Origin of the sequence: Rhizobium sp. NPDC090275, assembly GCF_044772225.1 — a bacterium.
In the GTDB taxonomy this organism is placed as follows: domain Bacteria; phylum Pseudomonadota; class Alphaproteobacteria; order Rhizobiales; family Rhizobiaceae; genus Rhizobium.
Window position 1 is genome coordinate 24,743 of sequence record NZ_JBIVYL010000008.1, and the last position, 17,635, is coordinate 42,377.

Annotated in this window: 14 protein-coding genes; 5 read left to right on the forward strand and 9 right to left on the reverse strand. The window is 62.0% G+C overall.

All coding sequences use genetic code 11. The features are described from left to right. Positions 1-2: 2 nt before the first annotated feature. The 5 genes from ACIQUB_RS20285 to ACIQUB_RS20305 form a co-directional block, all read right to left on the reverse strand. Positions 3-1,025: an ABC transporter permease gene (locus ACIQUB_RS20285; protein ID WP_402931556.1), complete on the reverse strand. Its 1,023-nt coding sequence runs from the start codon at positions 1,023-1,025 to the stop codon at positions 3-5. Next, the gene (locus ACIQUB_RS20290; RefSeq protein ID WP_402931558.1) at positions 1,015-2,565 is read right to left on the reverse strand and encodes a sugar ABC transporter ATP-binding protein; all 1,551 of its coding nucleotides are present in this window, start codon (positions 2,563-2,565) and stop codon (positions 1,015-1,017) included. Before ACIQUB_RS20290 ends, ACIQUB_RS20285 begins: the two co-directional genes overlap by 11 nt. Positions 2,566-2,624: 59 nt before the next feature. Then, entirely contained in the window at positions 2,625-3,641 is a 1,017-nt protein-coding gene (locus tag ACIQUB_RS20295; protein ID WP_402931560.1) for a sugar ABC transporter substrate-binding protein, read from the reverse strand. Between the two features lie 168 nt (positions 3,642-3,809). Then, positions 3,810-4,856, reverse strand: coding sequence for an ABC transporter permease (locus ACIQUB_RS20300; RefSeq protein ID WP_402931562.1), 1,047 nt, complete (start codon positions 4,854-4,856; stop codon positions 3,810-3,812). Then, a complete protein-coding gene (locus ACIQUB_RS20305) occupies positions 4,853-6,334 on the reverse strand; it encodes a sugar ABC transporter ATP-binding protein (RefSeq protein WP_402931564.1) in 1,482 nt (493 codons plus the stop codon). The genes ACIQUB_RS20300 and ACIQUB_RS20305 overlap by 4 nt, the downstream gene beginning before the upstream one ends. A gap of 308 nt (positions 6,335-6,642) precedes the next feature. Between ACIQUB_RS20305 and ACIQUB_RS20310 the strand changes: the two genes are divergently transcribed. Together ACIQUB_RS20310 and ACIQUB_RS20315 are read left to right on the forward strand one after the other, a co-directional pair. Further along, complete coding sequence (locus tag ACIQUB_RS20310; RefSeq protein WP_402931566.1) at positions 6,643-7,689, forward strand: substrate-binding domain-containing protein; 1,047 nt, start codon at positions 6,643-6,645, stop codon at positions 7,687-7,689. 63 nt (positions 7,690-7,752) lie between these two features. Continuing rightward, entirely contained in the window at positions 7,753-8,964 is a 1,212-nt protein-coding gene (locus tag ACIQUB_RS20315; protein ID WP_402931568.1) for an acyl-CoA dehydrogenase family protein, read from the forward strand. 60 nt (positions 8,965-9,024) lie between these two features. On the opposite strand, the gene ACIQUB_RS20320 is transcribed toward ACIQUB_RS20315, so the two are convergent. Both ACIQUB_RS20320 and ACIQUB_RS20325 read right to left on the reverse strand, forming a co-directional pair. After that, positions 9,025-10,242 (reverse strand): SfnB family sulfur acquisition oxidoreductase, encoded by a 1,218-nt coding sequence (locus ACIQUB_RS20320; RefSeq protein WP_402931980.1) that lies wholly within the window; start codon positions 10,240-10,242, stop codon positions 9,025-9,027. A 114-nt stretch (positions 10,243-10,356) separates the two neighbouring features. Then, positions 10,357-11,316 (reverse strand): hydrogen peroxide-inducible genes activator, encoded by a 960-nt coding sequence (locus ACIQUB_RS20325; RefSeq protein ID WP_402931570.1) that lies wholly within the window; start codon positions 11,314-11,316, stop codon positions 10,357-10,359. Between the two features lie 177 nt (positions 11,317-11,493). On the opposite strand from ACIQUB_RS20325, the gene katG reads away from it, so the two are divergent. After that, positions 11,494-13,668 (forward strand): catalase/peroxidase HPI, encoded by a 2,175-nt coding sequence (katG, locus tag ACIQUB_RS20330; RefSeq protein ID WP_402931572.1) that lies wholly within the window; start codon positions 11,494-11,496, stop codon positions 13,666-13,668. 115 nt (positions 13,669-13,783) lie between these two features. On the opposite strand, the gene ACIQUB_RS20335 is transcribed toward katG, so the two are convergent. Then, positions 13,784-13,975 carry a hypothetical protein gene (locus ACIQUB_RS20335; RefSeq protein WP_402931573.1) on the reverse strand — a complete coding sequence of 64 codons (192 nt, stop codon included), beginning with the start codon at positions 13,973-13,975 and terminating at the stop codon, positions 13,784-13,786. Positions 13,976-14,168: 193 nt separating this feature from the next. Between ACIQUB_RS20335 and ACIQUB_RS20340 the strand changes: the two genes are divergently transcribed. Continuing rightward, a complete protein-coding gene (locus tag ACIQUB_RS20340; protein WP_402931575.1) occupies positions 14,169-15,062 on the forward strand; it encodes a fructose bisphosphate aldolase in 894 nt (297 codons plus the stop codon). Between the two features lie 302 nt (positions 15,063-15,364). Here the strand turns inward: ACIQUB_RS20340 and ACIQUB_RS20345 are convergent, their stop codons facing one another. After that, positions 15,365-15,619, reverse strand: a complete 255-nt coding sequence (locus tag ACIQUB_RS20345) for a hypothetical protein (protein WP_402931577.1) — start codon at positions 15,617-15,619, stop codon at positions 15,365-15,367. A gap of 12 nt (positions 15,620-15,631) precedes the next feature. Here ACIQUB_RS20345 and ACIQUB_RS20350 point away from each other — a divergent pair, with 12 nt between their 5' ends. Further along, a complete protein-coding gene (locus ACIQUB_RS20350) occupies positions 15,632-17,473 on the forward strand; it encodes a methyl-accepting chemotaxis protein (RefSeq protein WP_402931579.1) in 1,842 nt (613 codons plus the stop codon). Positions 17,474-17,635 lie beyond the last annotated feature (162 nt).

The window sequence follows — 17,635 nt, forward strand, 5'->3', positions numbered from 1 at the left end:
GGTCAGATCTCCCGCTTGCGCAGCAATGTCGTCGCCGAGACGACGATCAGGATGAGGGCTCCCTGGACGCCGCTGACCAGCGTGCTCGAGAGGTTGAGGAGCTGGAAGCCGTTGATGAGGAAGCCGACCAGGAGCGCAGAGAGCAAGGTGCCGGTGATTGTCGGTACGAGCCTGCGGGAGAACACTGCGCCAAGCAGGGCGGTGACGACCACCGGTAGCAGCATCTCGCTGGAGCCCGTCGTGCTGCCGCTCAGGTAGGACACCGACAGAATGCCGGCGATGCCGCCGCACAGGCCACTCGCCAGGAAGGCGCCGGCGAGCAGACGCTTCAGCGGCAGGCCGGCGGCGCGCGCGGCATCGGGGAATTCGCCGATCGCGTAGAGCCGCAGGCCAAACGGCGTGTATTGCACGATCGCGGTCACCACGGCGGTGAAGCCGAGCAGCACACAGGCGAGCACGGGAATGCCGAGGGCATCGGAGGCCGATAGTGCGGTCAGGAAATCGGTGGACGCTGGAACGACCGTGTTCTGAGTGAGCACCAGTTCGAGGCCCGCCACGACATTCATGACGGCAAGCGTCGCAAGCAGCGGCACGATGCCGGCGGAGACAACGGCGACTGCATTGACCGCGCCGATCGCCAGTCCCGTCAGCAGGCTTGCGGCAACTGCGGCAGGGTCGTTATAGCCAAGCTGCGTGACGGTCGCGTAGACGGCGGCGCTGAGGCCCATATTGGCGGCGAGCGAGAGGTCGATTCCTCCGGTGACGACATTGGCGCCGCCGGCGACCAGAACGATGGTCAGGCCGATCGCCAGCACGCCCGAGATAGCGGACTGGCCGAGCACGTTGCCGATGTTGCCTATGCTCAGGAAGTAGGGTGCGGTCAGCGAGAACACCATGAGGATGACCGCGAAGGCGATCAGCGAACCGAAGCGGAGCGCCGCCGCCGCCAGATTGCGGGCGGAGCGTTCCTTGCTTTGTTCAGCGGTAAAGTCGGCCAGATCGCCGATATGGATATCAGCCGACATGGCGCAATCTTTCCGAGGCGCCGGTCGATTCCGCCAGCACTTCATCCGTTGTGGTTTCCGAAGAGATGAATTCGCGCGTCACGCGGCCGCGAAACAGGACCAGGATCCGGTCGGTGATCCCGATCAGTTCCGGCAGGTCAGAGGATAGAACGATGATGCCGGCGCCGCGTTCGGCAAGCTCGCCGATCAGCGTGTAGATCTCGACCTTGGAGCCGATGTCGACACCGACGGTCGGCTCGTCGAGAAGATAGATTTCCGAGTGGCGGCTCAGCCACTTGGCGATCGCTACCTTCTGCTGGTTCCCGCCCGACAGCGTGCGCACTAGCGCATCTCGGCCGGCGGTCTTGATCTGCAGGCGCTTGATGAGATCGTCGCTGTCGCGCCTCTCGCGCTTGCCGTTCAGCACGCCCAGGCTGGTGTAGCGATCAAGGCTCGCGAGCGTGATGTTTTCCGCGACGCTGAGATCGAGCGCGACGCCGTGGCCGCGCCGATCTTCCGGCACCAGTGCGATCTGCCTGACGACGGCGGCCTCCGGCGTACGCGCCCGATCCGCCGCGCCCGCGACGTCGATGTGACCGGACTGCGCGCGCTCCAGCCCGAACAGGGTCCGTACGAGATCCTTGGCGCCCGAGCCGAGCAGGCCGGTGATCCCGAGCACTTCGCTTCGTCGCACGGTGAAGCTGACGTCGGAGAAGCGGTTCGCAGCGGTCAGACCCTCGACCTTGAGGAGCTCTTCGCCGAATTCGACCCGTCGCTTGGGAAACATGTCGGCGATATCGCGCTCGACCATCAGGCGGGCGATGGCGTTCGCCGATGTCTCGGCAATCGGCGTCGAGGCGACGTCGATGCCGTTGCGGAGCACGGTGACGTGGTCGCAGAGCTCTTCGATCTCGTTGAGATAATGCGAGATGTAGATGATGGTGACGCCCTCGTCGCGCAGGCGGCGGATCAGGCGGAAAAGGATATCGGCCTCGCGCCGGACAAGCGCCGCGGTCGGCTCGTCGAAGACGAGCACCTTGGGATGATCAAGCAGTGCGCGGGTGATCTGGACGATCTGCCTTTCGGCGGTCGAGAGCTCGCCGATCAGGGCGTGCGCGGGAAGCTTGATGCCGAAATAATCGGCCAGCGTCTCGTTCGCCTGCCGCTGCATCTGGCGGCGATCGAGGAACGGTGTTCCCGGAAGACGCGGCTCGCGACCAAGAAACAGCGCCTCGCCGACGGTGAAGGTCGGAACGAGCAGGCGGTCCTGGTGGATGAAATGGATGCCATGGGTTTCGGCCAAATGCGGCGTCAGGTGGTCGATGCGCTGGCCCTCGATCTCGATCGTTCCTTCGTCCTGATGATGCAGGCCAGCGAGGATCTTGATCAGCGTCGATTTCCCCGCGCCGTTCTGCCCAACGAGGCCGTGGATCGTGCCGCGGTTGATCGCCAGCGATGCGCCGGCTAGCGCCTGCGCGCCGCCGAAGCGCTTCACGATGCGGTCGAAGCGGATGATGTCGTCAGGCCGCTTGGCGGGCTGCGGAGGGAGTATTGCCGTCATGTCGGGAACCCTAGTGGAGACGAGGGTGACGCGGCGGCTGCCGCGTCACCCGTCCGCAATCAGCCGATGCCGAGCTTCTTGGTGACGTCGTTGACGTTCGCCTTGTTGGCGAGCAGCGCCGGCACGTAGGTTTCGCGCGGCAGTGTCTGGCCGGCGAGCAGTCTGGCGACATTGCGGATCGCCGTGCGGCCGATCTCGGCGGGCTGCTGCGCGGCGTTGGCGCCGGCCGGCGAATTCGGGTCGGCAACGAGCTGCAGGACCTCGGGGCTTCCATCCACGCCATAGGTGCGGATCTCGGTCCGGCCGGCGGCGGAAAGCGCCTGTGTGGCGCCGAGCTGGGGAATATCCCAGGCCGACCAGATGGCCTTGATCGAACCCTTTTCCGGGTACTTATTGAGGATCGCGGTGATCTGCGTGAAGGCGTCCTGAACCGTGTTCGGGATCACGTCGCGCAGTTCCGGCTGGATGATCTTCACCTTCGGGAAGTACTTCACCACATTGACCAGCTGGTCGTAGCGGATCGCGCAGGGCGTGACGCCGTAGAAGCCGTTGAAGACGACGATGTTGCCATCGGCACCGATATCGGAGACCAGCTGTAGCGCGAGATCCTTGCCGATACCCCAGTTGTCCGATGTCGTGTTGTTTATCGAGTTGGTCGAGCCGACATCGACGGTAAGAACCGGAATGCCGGCGTCGCGGGCCTTTTTCAGCCAAGGATCGATGACGCTGAGCGTGCCGAGGATCTGGACGATCGCATCGGGCTTCTGCGCCACCAGCGTCTGCAGTTGCGCGACCAGCTTTCCGTCGTTGCGGCCGGCATCCACCGCGATCGGCTCGCCGCCGAGACGTTTCACTTCCTCGATCTGGGCGTTATAGGCCTGCAGGTCGAAATAGTGGTCGGTGCCGGTGGCGCTGATGGCGATGCGCTTGCCTTTCAGGGAAAGCCCTTCGTCGTCGGCCGCAGCAGCGGTGCCGGCACCGGCAAGAAGGCTGGTGCCGGCGAAGGTCGCGCCAGCCACGGCGGCGAATTTCAGGATTTCGCGGCGGCCGAGGCCGGAAGAGGTTGGTTCAGTCATCTCGATGTCCCTCAGTGATCAATATCCATAGAATATGTAGATTAAATGGAATTAAGAGAAACGCTTTTCCAAAAGGCGACTGCTGAAGGAAATGAACCGGAGGTCAGAAGCTGCCCCGATAGGCGTTTTCGGCGGCATTCCGGTCTCGATAAATGAGCCTGTCTTCGTTCAGGGATTGGCCCGGCCGAGGCCGTAGGTGAGCGCTAGCGCGCCCGCCAGCACGGCGCCCTTGACGAAATCCTGAGTGTAATAGGGCGCATTCAGCATCGTCAGGCCGTTGAGCAGCACTCCGACGAAGACGGCGCCGACGATGGTGCCGAGGACGTTCGGGCGGCGAAGGCCCATAACGGTGAAGCCGATCAGCGAAGCCGCAACGGCGTCCATGAGCAGCGAGCCGCCCGAGGACACGTCGCCACGCCCGACGCGGGCGGCAACGATGATGCCGCCGAGCGAAGCCAGCGTTCCCGAGATCACGTAGGCCAGCGTCTTCAGGCGCGTGGTGGAGGCGCCGGCGAGCCGGGTCGCAACTTCGTTTCCACCGGTAGCGAACAGCAGGCGGCCGATGCGCGTGCGCTCTGTCAGGACGTAGAGAACTACGGCGACCAGGATCATCAGGCCGACGGCCACTGGAACGGTGCCGGCAATGCTGTAGCGGCCAATCAGCAGGAAGCGTGGATCGTAGACGCCGAGCGCAGTCGAGCCATCAGGCAGGATGAGGCCGGCCGAGATCGAGCGACCCGCTGTCGGGATCAGCTGCAGACCCGAGAGCAGGAACATCATCGCCAGCGTCGCCAGCAGATCGGGCACTTTCAGTCGCACGATGACGAAGGCGTTGGTGAGGCCGATGAGCGCTCCGAAGGCGAGAACTAGCGGAACGGTCGCGAAAGCATCGAGGCCAAGCACGATCATCGCGTAGCTGGCGGCCATGACGCTGGAGGCGGCGACCGCGCCGATCGAGAGATCGAAGCCGCCGACGGCAAGCGTGACCGTGACGCCGGCGCCGAGAATGGCAACCACCGACACGGCCTGCAGAATGCTCATCAGGTTGTTGATATTGATGAAGGCCGGCTGGGCAGCCGTGAAGCCGATCACGAGCGCGATGAGGAGGAGGAAAACTGCGCCGGAGCGAATGACCGCAGCCGCGCGGCTCAGAAACGCACCTGTGCCCTGCTGTGACGGCGTCTCGCCAATGGTTTCATCCTGGATGGAGCTCATGCTGGAATTCCTTCGGCAGCGGTTTGGTCTTCGTGTTCTTGCGCAGGGCGGACGCTGTGGTGATCGATGACGAGGATGCGGTCGGCGACCTCGAAGGCCTCTTCCGGATCGGAAGTCGCGATCAGGGTGGCGCGGTCGCTCCGTCCCCTGATGGCTTCGATGATGTCCTGTCGGGCGCCGACATCGACGCCCTGGAACGGCTCGTCGAGCAACAGCAGCCGGCTCGGCTCTGCTTCCCAGCGGGCGAGAACCGTCTTCTGCTGGTTGCCGCCGGAAAGGGTCCATATCGATGCGTTGGGACCGGAGGCCTTGATGCGCAGCCTCTTGATTGCCTGCTCCGCCTCGCGTGTTTCGCGGTTGCCGCACAGGAAACCCCGCGGATACCATTTGCGCAGGTGCGGCAGGCTGATCGTCGCCGCCACGCTGTTTCCTGGCCAAGACGGCGGCATGAGGGAAGAATGGTGCCGATCCTCGGCTGCCATGACGATACCGGCCGCAATCGCAGCTGCGGGGCCGTTCGGTCGGTAGATTTCGCCATCGAGCGTCATGGTCCCTGAAGCCAGCGTTCCGGTGCCGAAGATGGCGGACAGCAGCCGGCTCTTGCCGGCGCCGAGCACGCCGGTGATGGCGACGACTTCGCCCTCGCGGATGGATAGGTCGAATGGTGTGCTGGTCGCGAGAAGCTTGGCATCGGTCATCTTGAAGATGACGTGGCCCGTTTTAGCGCGCGCACCCGGTTGGGCTTTCCCCAGGTTTCGTCCGATCATCGTCTCGATCGCGGCGCTGAAGTCGATGGGCCGTTCGAAGGCGCCGACCACACGACCGCCGCGCATGACCAGTGCCCGATCGGCGATGGCCTGCAGGTCGGCGGTCCGGTGCGAGATATAGAGAACGGCAAGACCCTGCGCGCGCAGGCGCAGCAAGATGTCGAACAGCCGCTGGCTTTCCTCGATCGACAGGCTGGCCGTCGGTTCATCGAGAATCAGCAAGTCCGCCTTGTTTGCAAGGGCACGCGCAATCGCCACCAGTTGCCTGTCGGCGGCGCCGAGGTGCGCGAAATCGCGATCTAGCGGAAGTTCAAAGCCGGCGGCGTCGAGCATGGCCTTTGCCTGCGCGCGGACAGCGCGTTTCGAGACGACGAACGGTTGGCTGCGGTCGGCGAAACGGTTGAGGAGCAAAACATCGGCGACCGTCAGACCCGGTGCGCCGACCAGATCGGTCGATTGGTGCACGGTCACAATGCCGCGCGCCGCTGCTTCTGCCGGCGTTCGCGGCGCGAAGGGTCGACCATCAAGCGTCACATCTCCACCGTCGGCGGAAAGCACGCCGGAGAGGATTTTCACGAGCGTCGATTTGCCCGCGCCGTTCGCGCCCATGAGAGCGACGATCTCGCCCCGGGCGATTGACAGCGAAGTGCCCGACAACGCGAGCGTAGAGTCAAAGCTACGGGTTAGATTTTCAACGGAAATCAGAGACATGGACGAATTACCGGTGAGGAGGATCGAGAGGCGGCCGTTGGGAGGATCGCCTTGGTTTAGACGTCTTCTAAGCGAGCTATTTCGTTTTGAACTGCCCTCAAAAAGACCGGTTTTATTGACGACAAGTTGCACCTGAACCTGGTGCCACAACAGGCAAAGCGTTTCCCGCCCCGCACACAAACCGCACAAAGTTTTCCCGTCGAACGGAAATATCGGACCATTTTATCTACTAAAAATGTAGAAAATATACGCTAATGAAAATGCGGGTGAAAAGCCGCGGACAATTTTGACCTCTCTAGGAGCGCATCATGAAGACCTTCACCCGCCTGGCGCTTTCTGCCGCCACGATTTCATTGGCCGGCCTTAGTGCTGTCCATGCCGAAGGGCTGGCCGGCGCGCCGGCACCATTCGACAAGGGCGGCGTCAAGCTCGCCTTGATCAGCTACATATCTGCCGGCGATTTCTTCCAGGCCTATCAGGCCGGCGCCGAAGCGCAGGCGAAGGCGCTAGGCATCGACCTGCGCGTCTTCCCCGGCCGACAAAACGCCGCCGAACAGCGCGAGCAGATACTGCAGGCTGTCAATCTCGGCGTTCAGGGGATCGTCGTCGATCACGGCCTGCCGGAATCGCTTGGCGACGTCGTACAGCAGGCGCTCGACAAGGGCGTGAAGGTCGTTGCCTTCGACGTCAATTTGAACAATCCCAAGATACCGCAGGTCGAGCAGAGCGATCATGAGCTTGCCAAGCAGGCGCTCGAACAGGCGGTGAAGGAAAATGGCACGAGCTTCAACGCCGGCTATGTCTATGTCGCCGGCTTTGCGCCGCTCGACCGCCGCAACGAGGTCTGGGAGAAATTCAAGGCCGATAACAAGGGTGTTGTCGAGAAGGCACGCTTCGGCAATGTGAGCGACACGACCGCGACATCGACGGCGGACCAGGCGAAGGCGGCGCTGACGGCAAATCCCGACATCAGCGTCGTCTTCGCTCCCTATGACGAGTTCGCGCGCGGCGTGAAACTGGCGGCCAACGATCTCGGCATCGCATCCAAGCTGAAGATCTATTCCGCCGATGTCTCCACCGCCGATATTCAGGAGATCACCGAGGAGGGAAGCCCTTGGGTGGCGACTGTCGCAACCAATCCTGCCGTCGTTGGTGCCGTATCCATTCGCGCCGCAGCCCTGCAGATCGCCGGTGAAGACGTTCCCCACAATATCACGGTCAAGCCGACCCTGTTGACGCAGGCGGCGCTGAGATCGGCCAACGTCAAGACGATCGAGGATCTGGCGAAGAAGCTGCCCGAGTTCAACACCAGCGACGTGGTGACCGCTCCCTGGATTCCGGCAAAGCTTTTCTGACAGAAGGCACACCAGTCCGGCAGATCACCTGCCGGACTGCTCTATTCTCAATGGGAGTTTTCGATGAGCCAATCCAATGTCATTCATGTCGCCGCGCGAGGCGCGACAAGGGCCGAGCTTTTCGCGCGGGCGCAGGAGATCTCGGCTGACCTCGCAAGTCGAGGCGCCGAACTCGACCGTGATGGCCGCCCGCCGCTCAGTGAGATCGTCAAGCTCAAGAATGCCGGGCTGCTCAACGCGCTGCACGCCCCGGCAATCGGCGGAGGCGGCCTCGACTGGGTCGACGGCTTGAAGCTCGTTCGCATCCTTGCCCGTGGTGAAAGCTCGATCGGGCAGCTGCTCGGCTATCACTTCGTCAACAGCCAGTACATCTACTGGGCGATCGAGGACGCGGCTCGCGCCAATGCGCTTGGCACCGAAACGGTTGCCAAGGGCCTTTACTGGGGTGCCGCCGTCAATCCTCGCGATCCTGGTCTCGTGTTGACAAGGCGCGGCAACGGTTATGTGCTGAACGGCCGCAAGTCCTTCTCCACGGCGGCGCGGATCTCCGACTACATCAACGCCAATGCCACGCTGGACGGTAAGATCGCGAGTTTCGTGGTTCCGACCAATCGGCCGGGCTATATCGCCAACGACGACTGGGACAACATCGGCCAGCGGCTTTCCGATAGCGGTAGCGTCGAGTTCCGGGACTTCCCCGTTTACGAGGAGGATTTGATTGGCGCACCGGCCGAGGAGGGAGCAGTACCCCCGGTGCTTGCGAGCTTCAACACACCGCTGATCCAGCTTGTATTCGTGAACTTCTACCTCGGCACCGCCGAAGGCGCTCTCAAGCAGGCGGTCGACTATGTCAGGACGACCACGCGCCCCTGGGTCACGTCGGGCGTCGCCCGCGCGCAAGACGATCCCTATATCCTCGAGCGCGTCGGAGAGTTCACCGCTTCGGTGAAGGCCGCCGCTGCCTTGGCGGATCAGGCTGCCGGCGCGGTCCAGGCCGCGCTGTCTCGTGGTGCTGATGTCACGGCGCGCGAGCGCGGGGAAGCCGCCGCCGAAGCCTATGCGGCCAAGGTGCACGCCACGAATGTGTCGCTCGACATCACTTCCCGCGTATTCGAGCTGACCGGCGCGCGCTCGACGGCCGAATCCTATCGTTTCGACCGCTACTGGAGAAATGTCCGAACGCACACGCTGCATGATCCCGTCTTCTACAAGGCCAAGGAAGTCGGTGAGTTCGTTCTGAACGACAAGATCCCCGAAGTCAGCCTCTATAGTTAAGCAGTGGTCCTCCCGACCCGCTAATAGCCCCGCCGCATGCGCCGGGGCTATTTTCGTCAGTCAGAGGGCTCCGCTTCGTGGCGGTATTGCGCCGTTGAGGTGATAGTTGCCGACAACATGGTATTTCCAGCGTACCGGATCGTGCAGCGTGTGCGTCCGTGCGTTGCGCCAGTGGCGGTCGAGGTTGAGGCCTGTGCTCGTGGAGGCCGTGCCGGCAAGTTCGAAGAGGGCGTTGGAGGCGTCGAGCGCGATCTCCGATGTCAGCACTTTCGCTGCCGCTACGGCGAGCGTCGCCGCAACGACGTTTTCTTCGGTCGGGTCGATCTGGGCGATGTCCACCTTGTTTCCGGCGCGCTCGACGAGCGCGGACGCCGCTTCCAGCTGGATGGCGAGCTCGCCGGCCTTGGCGATGGTCAGCGGATCGTCGGATGCCCTGTCGACACCACTGTCTGTCCACGGCCGCGATCGTGTCTTCACGAACTCGACCATTTCTGAGAAGGCTGCGCGCGCAATGCCGAGATCAATCCCGGCATGGATGATCTGCCCCACCGAACCGATCGTCGTCGGCCGCTCGAAACCTCTATGATGGTGCACGACCGCATCGGCCGGGACGTAGACATTATTAAGCACGGTCGTGCCGCTGCCGGTCGTGCGTTGCCCGAAACCATCCCAGTCATCAAGGATCTCTACGCCATCGCTTCCTTTCCGGACGAAAGACATGGTCAGTCGATCGTTCTCGTCTAATGCGAAAACAGTGATCCAGTCGGCAAATATGACGCCGGTTGAATAAAACTTGCGGCCATTGATGCGATACCCAAGCCCATCACGGGCAATACGGGTGTTGTAGTGTCCGACAGTTTTGGTGCCGCGTTCGGACAGCGCGTTGCCGAACCGATCGCCGGCAAGCGCACGTGCGAAGAAAAAGCGCTTCTGTTCTTCCGTGCCATCCGTTCGAAGCGCTTCAAGAATGTAGAAATGGTTCTGGGGGATTTGCCCGACCGATGCGTCTGCTTCTGCGAGCATAGCAATCACCTCGGCAAGCACGCTGTTGGAGACGTCGATCCCACCATATTCGTGGGGAACGGTGATCGCCAGAAGACCTGCGCGCGATAAGGCATCCAGCTCATGATGAGGAAGCGAGCGTTCTTGATCGCGCAGGGAAGCCCCGATTTTGAAGCGTGCTGCCAACGTCCGCGCGGCCGAGATAGCCTCTTCTTCGCTGGCCAGATGCGTCGTCGCGCCTTCAATTACGTTTGCCTGATGTGGTATCTTGTCCATCTCTCTCTCCAAAGCTGATGAGATAGGGGTGCAAGATGTCTCGATCAAAAAGAAGAATATTAAATCTATAAACTAACGAGGCAATGAAATGTCTTTGCGCCGCCGCATGGCATTTCAACCCGCAAGGGTAAGCCGAGACGATGCCTGGTCGCGCACGTCAGGGAACTCACCAAATTCCCACGTCTTGCGCGTTCCGGCGTCGCGAACTATCTCGGCAATTGCCCCGAATTGCGACGCCAGTGGATTGGTCTTGCGCCAGACCATGCCGATGGTGCGAAAGGGGCGGGGCTCCAGCAAGCGAAACACGCTCACATCCGCCGAGCGCGTCTCGGTGCGCACCGCCATCTGCGGCAAGAGCGTCACGCCGATGCCGGCGCCGACCATCTGTACGAGCGTCGTGAGTGAGCTTCCTTCCATGAGTTCGCGCGGCGGCGCGGTGGCGATGTTGCAAAAGGAGAGCGCCTGCTCGCGGAAACAATGTCCCTCCTCCAGCAAGAGGAGACGCATCTCGTGCAGCATCTCCGAACTCGGCACGGGCTTGCCCGCATCCTCGAGGGGGCGGACGAGAACGAACTCCTCGTTGAAGAGCGGAACCTCCTCAAGCGCCGGCTCTGATACGGGAAGGGCGACGATTGCTGTATCCAATCTCGCCTCGTGCAGATCCTCGATCAATCGCTGGGTCACCGCCTCACGTGGACGCGGATCAAGCCCCGGGTAACGCTGCGTGAGCGTCTTGATCACATCGGGCAACAGGTAGGGAGCGATCGTTGGAATAACGCCGATGCGAAGCCGGCCCGAAAGCGTCGTTTGCGTGGCGCGCGCCAGATCGGCGAGATCGTCGACCGAGCGCAGGATGGCACGCACGCGCTCTGCAAACTCCTCGCCGAGGCTGGTCAGACGGATTTGCCGGCCACCGCGTTCCACGAGCGGAGCGCCTATGAGCTCCTCGAGTTCACGGATTTGCACGGATAGTGCTGGTTGGGAAATGGCGCAGGCTTCCGCGGCACGACCGAAGTGCCCTAGCCGCGCAAGGGCCTCGAAATAACGCAGGTGTTTCATAGACAGGCCGATCATAACTAAAACCTATCAGCCCGTTCAGAATATACAATTGGAATTTATCGGCGGGGGCCCTTAATTCCTATCTCGGGACTTGAACCAGACAGCTGGTTGGGTGCCCCCGCGCAACAACGCTTGCGCAAGGAACATTTGGCACGCGACGCCAACCCGAGTTCGAATTTAGGGAGAGTGAACGTGGACACAAAGACACCATCGGCCGGCAAGTGTCCGGTCATGCACGGCGGCAACACGGCGCTTGGCAAATCGGTCACGCAGTGGTGGCCGAACGCGTTGAACCTGGATATCCTGAGCCAGCACGACACCAAGACCAATCCGCTCGGCAAGGATTTCAACTATCGCGAGGAGCTGAAGAAGCTCGACGTAGAGGCGCTGAAGAGCGATCTGCGCGCACTCATGACCGAAAGCCAGGAATGGTGGCCGGCCGACTGGGGCAGCTATGTCGGCATGATGGCGCGCGTCACCTGGCACGCGGCCGGCTCCTATCGCGCGGCCGACGGCCGTGGCGGCGCCAACACCGGCAACCAGCGTTTCGCTCCACTGAATTCGTGGCCGGATAACGTCAACACCGACAAGGGCCGCCGTCTTCTGTGGCCGATCAAGAAGAAGTACGGCAACCGGATCTCGTGGGCTGACCTGATCGCGCTCGCAGGCACGATCGCTTATGACGTTGCCGGCCTGAAGACCTTCGGCTTCGGCTTTGGTCGCGAAGACATCTGGCAACCGGAAAAGGACGTTTATTGGGGTGACGAGCAGGAATGGCTGGCACCGAGCGATGGTCGCTATGGCGATGTCGCCAAGCCTGCCACGCTTTCGAACCCGCTCGCGGCCGTCCAGATGGGTCTGATCTACGTCAACCCGGAAGGCGTCAACGGCAAGTCCGATCCGCTCGCCACCGCCGCGCAGATGCGCGAAACCTTTGCCCGCATGGGCATGGACGATGAAGAGACCGTTGCGCTGACCGCCGGCGGCCACACCATCGGCAAGAGCCACGGCAACGGCAACCCCGCCGACCTCAGCGCCGATCCTGAAGCGGCAGGTCCGGAAGCCCAGGGCCTTGGATGGTTGAACACCAAGGGTCGCGGCATCGGCCGGAATACCGTGGTGTCAGGCATCGAGGGCGCATGGACTAGCGAGCCGACCAAGTGGGACAACGGCTTCTTCGAAATGCTGTTCAAGCATGAATGGCATCTGGTGAAGAGCCCGGCAGGCGCCACCCAGTGGGAGCCGATCTCGATCGCTGACGCCGATAAGCCTGTCGACGTGGAAGACCCGAGCATCCGCCTCAACCCGATGATGACGGACGCCGACATGGCGCTCCGGGTAGACCCGATCTACCGCGAGATCTCGCTGCGTTTCCGCGACGATTTCTCTGCATTCTCGGATGCCTTCGCTCGCGCCTGGTTCAAGCTGACCCACCGCGACATGGGCCCGAAGGCGCGCTACGTCGGCCCGGATGTTCCGGCTGAAGACCTGCTCTGGCAGGACCCGATACCGGCTGGCAGCACGAGCTACGACGTTTCGGCCGTCAAGGCGAAGATCGCCGCCTCCGGCCTCTCCGTCGCCGACCTCGTCAGCACGGCATGGGACAGCGCCCGCACCTTCCGTGGTTCGGACAACCGCGGCGGAGCCAACGGTGCTCGCATTCGCCTCGCACCGCAGAAGGATTGGGCGGGCAACGAGCCTGAACGTCTCGCCCGCGTTCTCGCTGCGCTCGAACCGATCGCTGCCGCAAGCGGCGCCTCGGTTGCCGACGTGATCGTTCTCGCCGGTAACTACGGTGTCGAACAGGCCGCCAAGGCTGCCGGCTTCGACATTCAGGTGCCGTTCGCGGCCGGTCGTGGCGATGCCACTGCCGAACAGACCGATGCCGAGAGCTTCGCGCCGCTGGAACCGCTCGCTGACGGTTTCCGTAACTGGCAGAAGGAGCACTATGTGGTCAGCGCCGAGGAACTGCTCCTCGACCGCGCCCAGCTGATGGGCCTGACCGCACCTGAGATGACGGCTCTCGTCGGCGGCCTTCGCGTCATCGGCGCCAACCACGGCAGCAGCAGCCATGGCGTCTTCACGTCGAATGTTGGTGCTCTTACCACCGACTTTTTCGTCACCCTTACCGACATGGCCTATTCCTGGGTCCCGACCGGTCGCAACTCTTACGAGATCCGCGATCGAAAGACCGGTGCCGTGCGCTTCACCGCGACCCGCGCCGATCTCGTCTTCGGTTCGAACTCGGTGCTGCGCGCCTATGCAGAAGTCTACGCCCAGGACGACAGCAAGGAGAAGTTCGTGAAGGACTTCGTTGCTGCCTGGACGAAGGTGATGAACGCCGACCGCTTTGACCTGACCGCTTAACGGCGAAATGGTTTAAGGCAGCTCTCGAAAAGAACCTCCCCGCGTGGCTCCATGCGGGGAGGTTTTTCGTTTCATGGGCAGGATATCGTTGCGTTTATCGACGTAAGGCTGCCCGTTAGCCTTTGCCACCACTTGTTGGCCGGGTCGCCGACTTGTCGGTTCTGTTGTCCTTGCTTGGCGACTTCTTGTGAGCGGGATCCCTACCCGCATGCTCACGCGCGTGGGCTTCGGGTCCAGCAACGATTACGCCATTCTGATCCTCGTCCACATGCTCCTTCGCCCGGCGATTTGTAACGTCCTTGGCCATGGTCTCGGTCTCCTTTCGCGATACCTTGCACGTTAATGACCAGCAACGAGCCTTGTTCCATGCCGCCGCAGAAAGCGTCGACACAAGGAGGTGGCCGTTTGCTTGGGAATATGAGACGTTGCTTTCGCACCGGGTTACTCAGCCTGGTAGGAGGTCGTCTTCCGAGACGTGCGAATGCAGCAGGGAGGAAATAATGCCAGATGCAAGAATGATGTCCCAGATGGCTGAACAGGCGGGTTTTATCGCCGCTCTCGATCAGAGCGGCGGATCGACGCCGGGCGCTCTGCGCCTCTACGGCATTGCGGATACCGACTACGGCAATGAAGACGAGATGTTTCGCCTGGTGCACGAGATGCGTGTTCGCATCATGACGGCACCGGCATTCTCCGGCGACAAGGTGATCGGCACCATTCTCTTCGAGAGAACCATGGATGGAGACGCCAAGGGCAAGCCGGTTCCCTCGTTCCTCTGGGAAGACCGTGGTGTCGTCCCGTTCCTCAAGATCGACAAGGGGCTGGCGGCTGAAGTCAACGGCGTTCAGGTCATGAAGCCGATGCCTGAACTCGACGGGTTGCTGGAACGGGCGGTCAAGAAGGGTATCTTCGGCACCAAGATGCGCTCCGTTATAGCCCACGCCAACCGGGCCGGTATCGCCGCCGTCGTGCATCAGCAGTTCACCGTAGGGCAGCGTATCATTGGCCATGGCCTCGTTCCGATCATCGAGCCCGAGGTCTCGATCAATAGCCCGACGAAACGCGAGGCGGAGGTGATCCTGCGCGAAGAAATCCTGCGCGAACTCGACGCTTTGCCGGCGGATCAGAAGGTCATGCTCAAGCTTACGCTGCCGAGCGTCGACGACTTCTACAAGCCGCTTGTCGACCACAAGTCGGTCATCCGCGTTGTCGCCTTATCGGGTGGTTACAGCCGGGCCGAGGCCTGCGAAAAGCTGAGCCATAACCACGGCATGATCGCAAGTTTCTCAAGGGCGCTAGCGGAGGATCTGCGTGTCACGATGAGCGATGCTGAATTCGAGCGTAGCATGAAGGAGGCCATCGATCAGATCTATGCGGCAAGTGCCGTGAAGTAAGGTCGACAATTCGGCCATGACTTATACGGTCGGATATCGTCAGGCGGTTCCGTCGTCGCGAGTTTGGCCAGCAAATAGGCACTCGCTCGTCTGAGGATCTGCATCCCATTCGCGCGGGTGCCCGCCGGCTGCCATCCGGCGCCCGCAAGCGCCTCATGAGTTGAGTAGCTGAAGGCCGCCGCGCGCCAAGGTTACTTTCTATGCAAAATCACGAAAGTTTCATCTCCGGTTTGTGAATGCTTAACGTCATAGGTGATGTAAGCGCCCGACAAAATTGGCGGGGGTGCATTGTGACGTTTCTCTCAAACTTGAAAATTGCCCATCGCGTGATGTTGCTTGCCGTGGTGGCCCTGATCGGTATTGTCGCGATTTCCGCCATCTTTATCGGCCAGCGACAAGTCGAAGCCCGCTATCGCCAGACCGCCGACGGCTTGGCGAAGCAGCAACGCGATGTCGCAACTGCGCGCGACGACATTCGCGACACTTTGTTGTGGGAAAAGGAATTCCTTCTCACGCGGCAAGTCGGCGCTGTTGAAGATTTCGACAAAGCCTTCCAAAGGGCAACTTCGGTGATTGATCGCTTGAAGGACGATGCGCAGCCCGAACAGGCCGCGAAGCTTGAGGCGTTGAGTGGTGCGCTGCGCGCCTATGCCGGCACGTTTTCGGCGCTCGTGGCAAAGGACAAGGAATTGGGACTTGATCAGTCCCAAGGCCTCGAAGGCGCCATGCGCGAGGCAGTGCATTCGATTGAAGGCCAGCTCGAAGGCGTGGCGGATGCCGAGCTAAAGGCCAGCATGTTGATGATGCGGCGCCACGAGAAGGACTTCATCCTGCGCCGAAATCCGGATTACCTCGCCAAGCACACCGCCGAAGTCGCGACGTTTACCGAACTGATGAAGAAGGCATTCCGCCCAGGCGTGCAGCGCATGCGGGCCGCCGAAGCGCTGTCTGTCTACCAGAATGCGTTCCGGCTCTACGGCAAGGCAACGCTCGAGGAGGCCACCGCGCGCGAGGCGGTCAGTTCCGCCTATTCCGCAGTGCAGCCAGTGCTTTCCGATATCATCGAAAGCTACGCCGCGGCAGAGACCGCAACGCTTGCGGAGAACGATCGCGTTGGTCAGCGCAATATCACGATGGTGATCACGTTGGTCGCCGTTGCGATCGGTTTCATCCTGTTCAGCGTATGGCTGATTGGCCGCTCGATCAGCGTGCCGATCCTGATGATTACGGCGGCGATGCGTCGGCTAGCCGACGGAGACGCCCAACAGACTGCGCCGGGTGCCACAAGGCGCGACGAGGTGGGTGCCATGGCGAAGGCGCTCGAAGTGTTCCGGCAGCAGGCTATCACTGCCGCCGCGCTTGAGGCTGAGGCCGTCGCTGCCCGCAGGGATGCGGAGGCTAACCGCGCTCAAATGCAGGAACAGGCGGAAGCGATGGCACGCGAACGACTGCTACAGGCAACCGGCGATCTTGGCGCCGGTCTGAAGCGGCTGGCGGCCGGTGATTTCTCCTTCCAGCTTGTCGAACCCTTCGCACCGGATTTCGAGAGCCTGCGTGGCGATCTGAATGCGACGTTGAGACAACTGGCCGAGGTGATGGGCGAGATCATGCAGTCCAGCCATTCCATCGACAACGGCACCCGCGAAATCAGCGGCGGCGCGAGTCAGCTGGCGCAGCGAACGGAGCGCCAGGCGGCATCGCTCGAGCAGACCGCCGCCGCGCTCGACGAAATAACGGCCAATGTGTCGAATGCCACGAAGCGCGTTGAGGATGCCCAACAGGTGGCGCGTGAAGCCAATGACAGCGCGTCGAAGGGGGCCGTCCTTGTCGATGAGGCAGTCTCCGTGATGGAGCGGATCGAAGGGTCGTCGAAGCGGATCGCCAACATCATCGCAACGATTGATCAGATTGCTTTCCAGACTAACCTGCTTGCGCTCAACGCCGGCGTCGAGGCGGCCCGTGCCGGCGAGGCCGGACGTGGGTTCGCTGTCGTGGCACACGAGGTTCGCGAATTGGCGCAGCGATCCGCCAATGCAGCAAAGGAGATCAAGGCTCTGATCGACGGTTCGACGCTGGAAGTGGAAGAAGGCGTGCGCGCCGTCAGGGACACGGGTGAGGCGCTTCATGGCATCGGCAGGCACGTCGTCGCAATCAATCAGCACATGGAAGCGATCGCGCTGTCCTCGCGCGAACAGAGCATTGGGCTCGTCGAGATCAACACCGCGATGAATGGGATGGACCAGGACACCCAGCAGAACGCCGCGATGGTGGAGGAAAGCAATGCCGCCTCCGCCGTGCTTGCAAGCGAGGCCAACCGTCTGCGCGAACTCGTCTCGGTATTCAAGGTCACGGCCGATAACAGTTACGAGCCGGCTACTGAGCTGCGGTTGGTGAGGGGCGGTCGGCGCTAAGCTGGGTCGCGCGCGTTGTTGCGGATCAGTCACCCCAAAGGGGCAGCGGCTGAGCCCGTAGCTTCGCGCACATTAGCGCTCCCCGATGTATTCCCTGCATCGGCGTGATATAATAACGCCATTGGCGATGTCCGCTGTCGATTGGCCGTATCGGAATAGTCA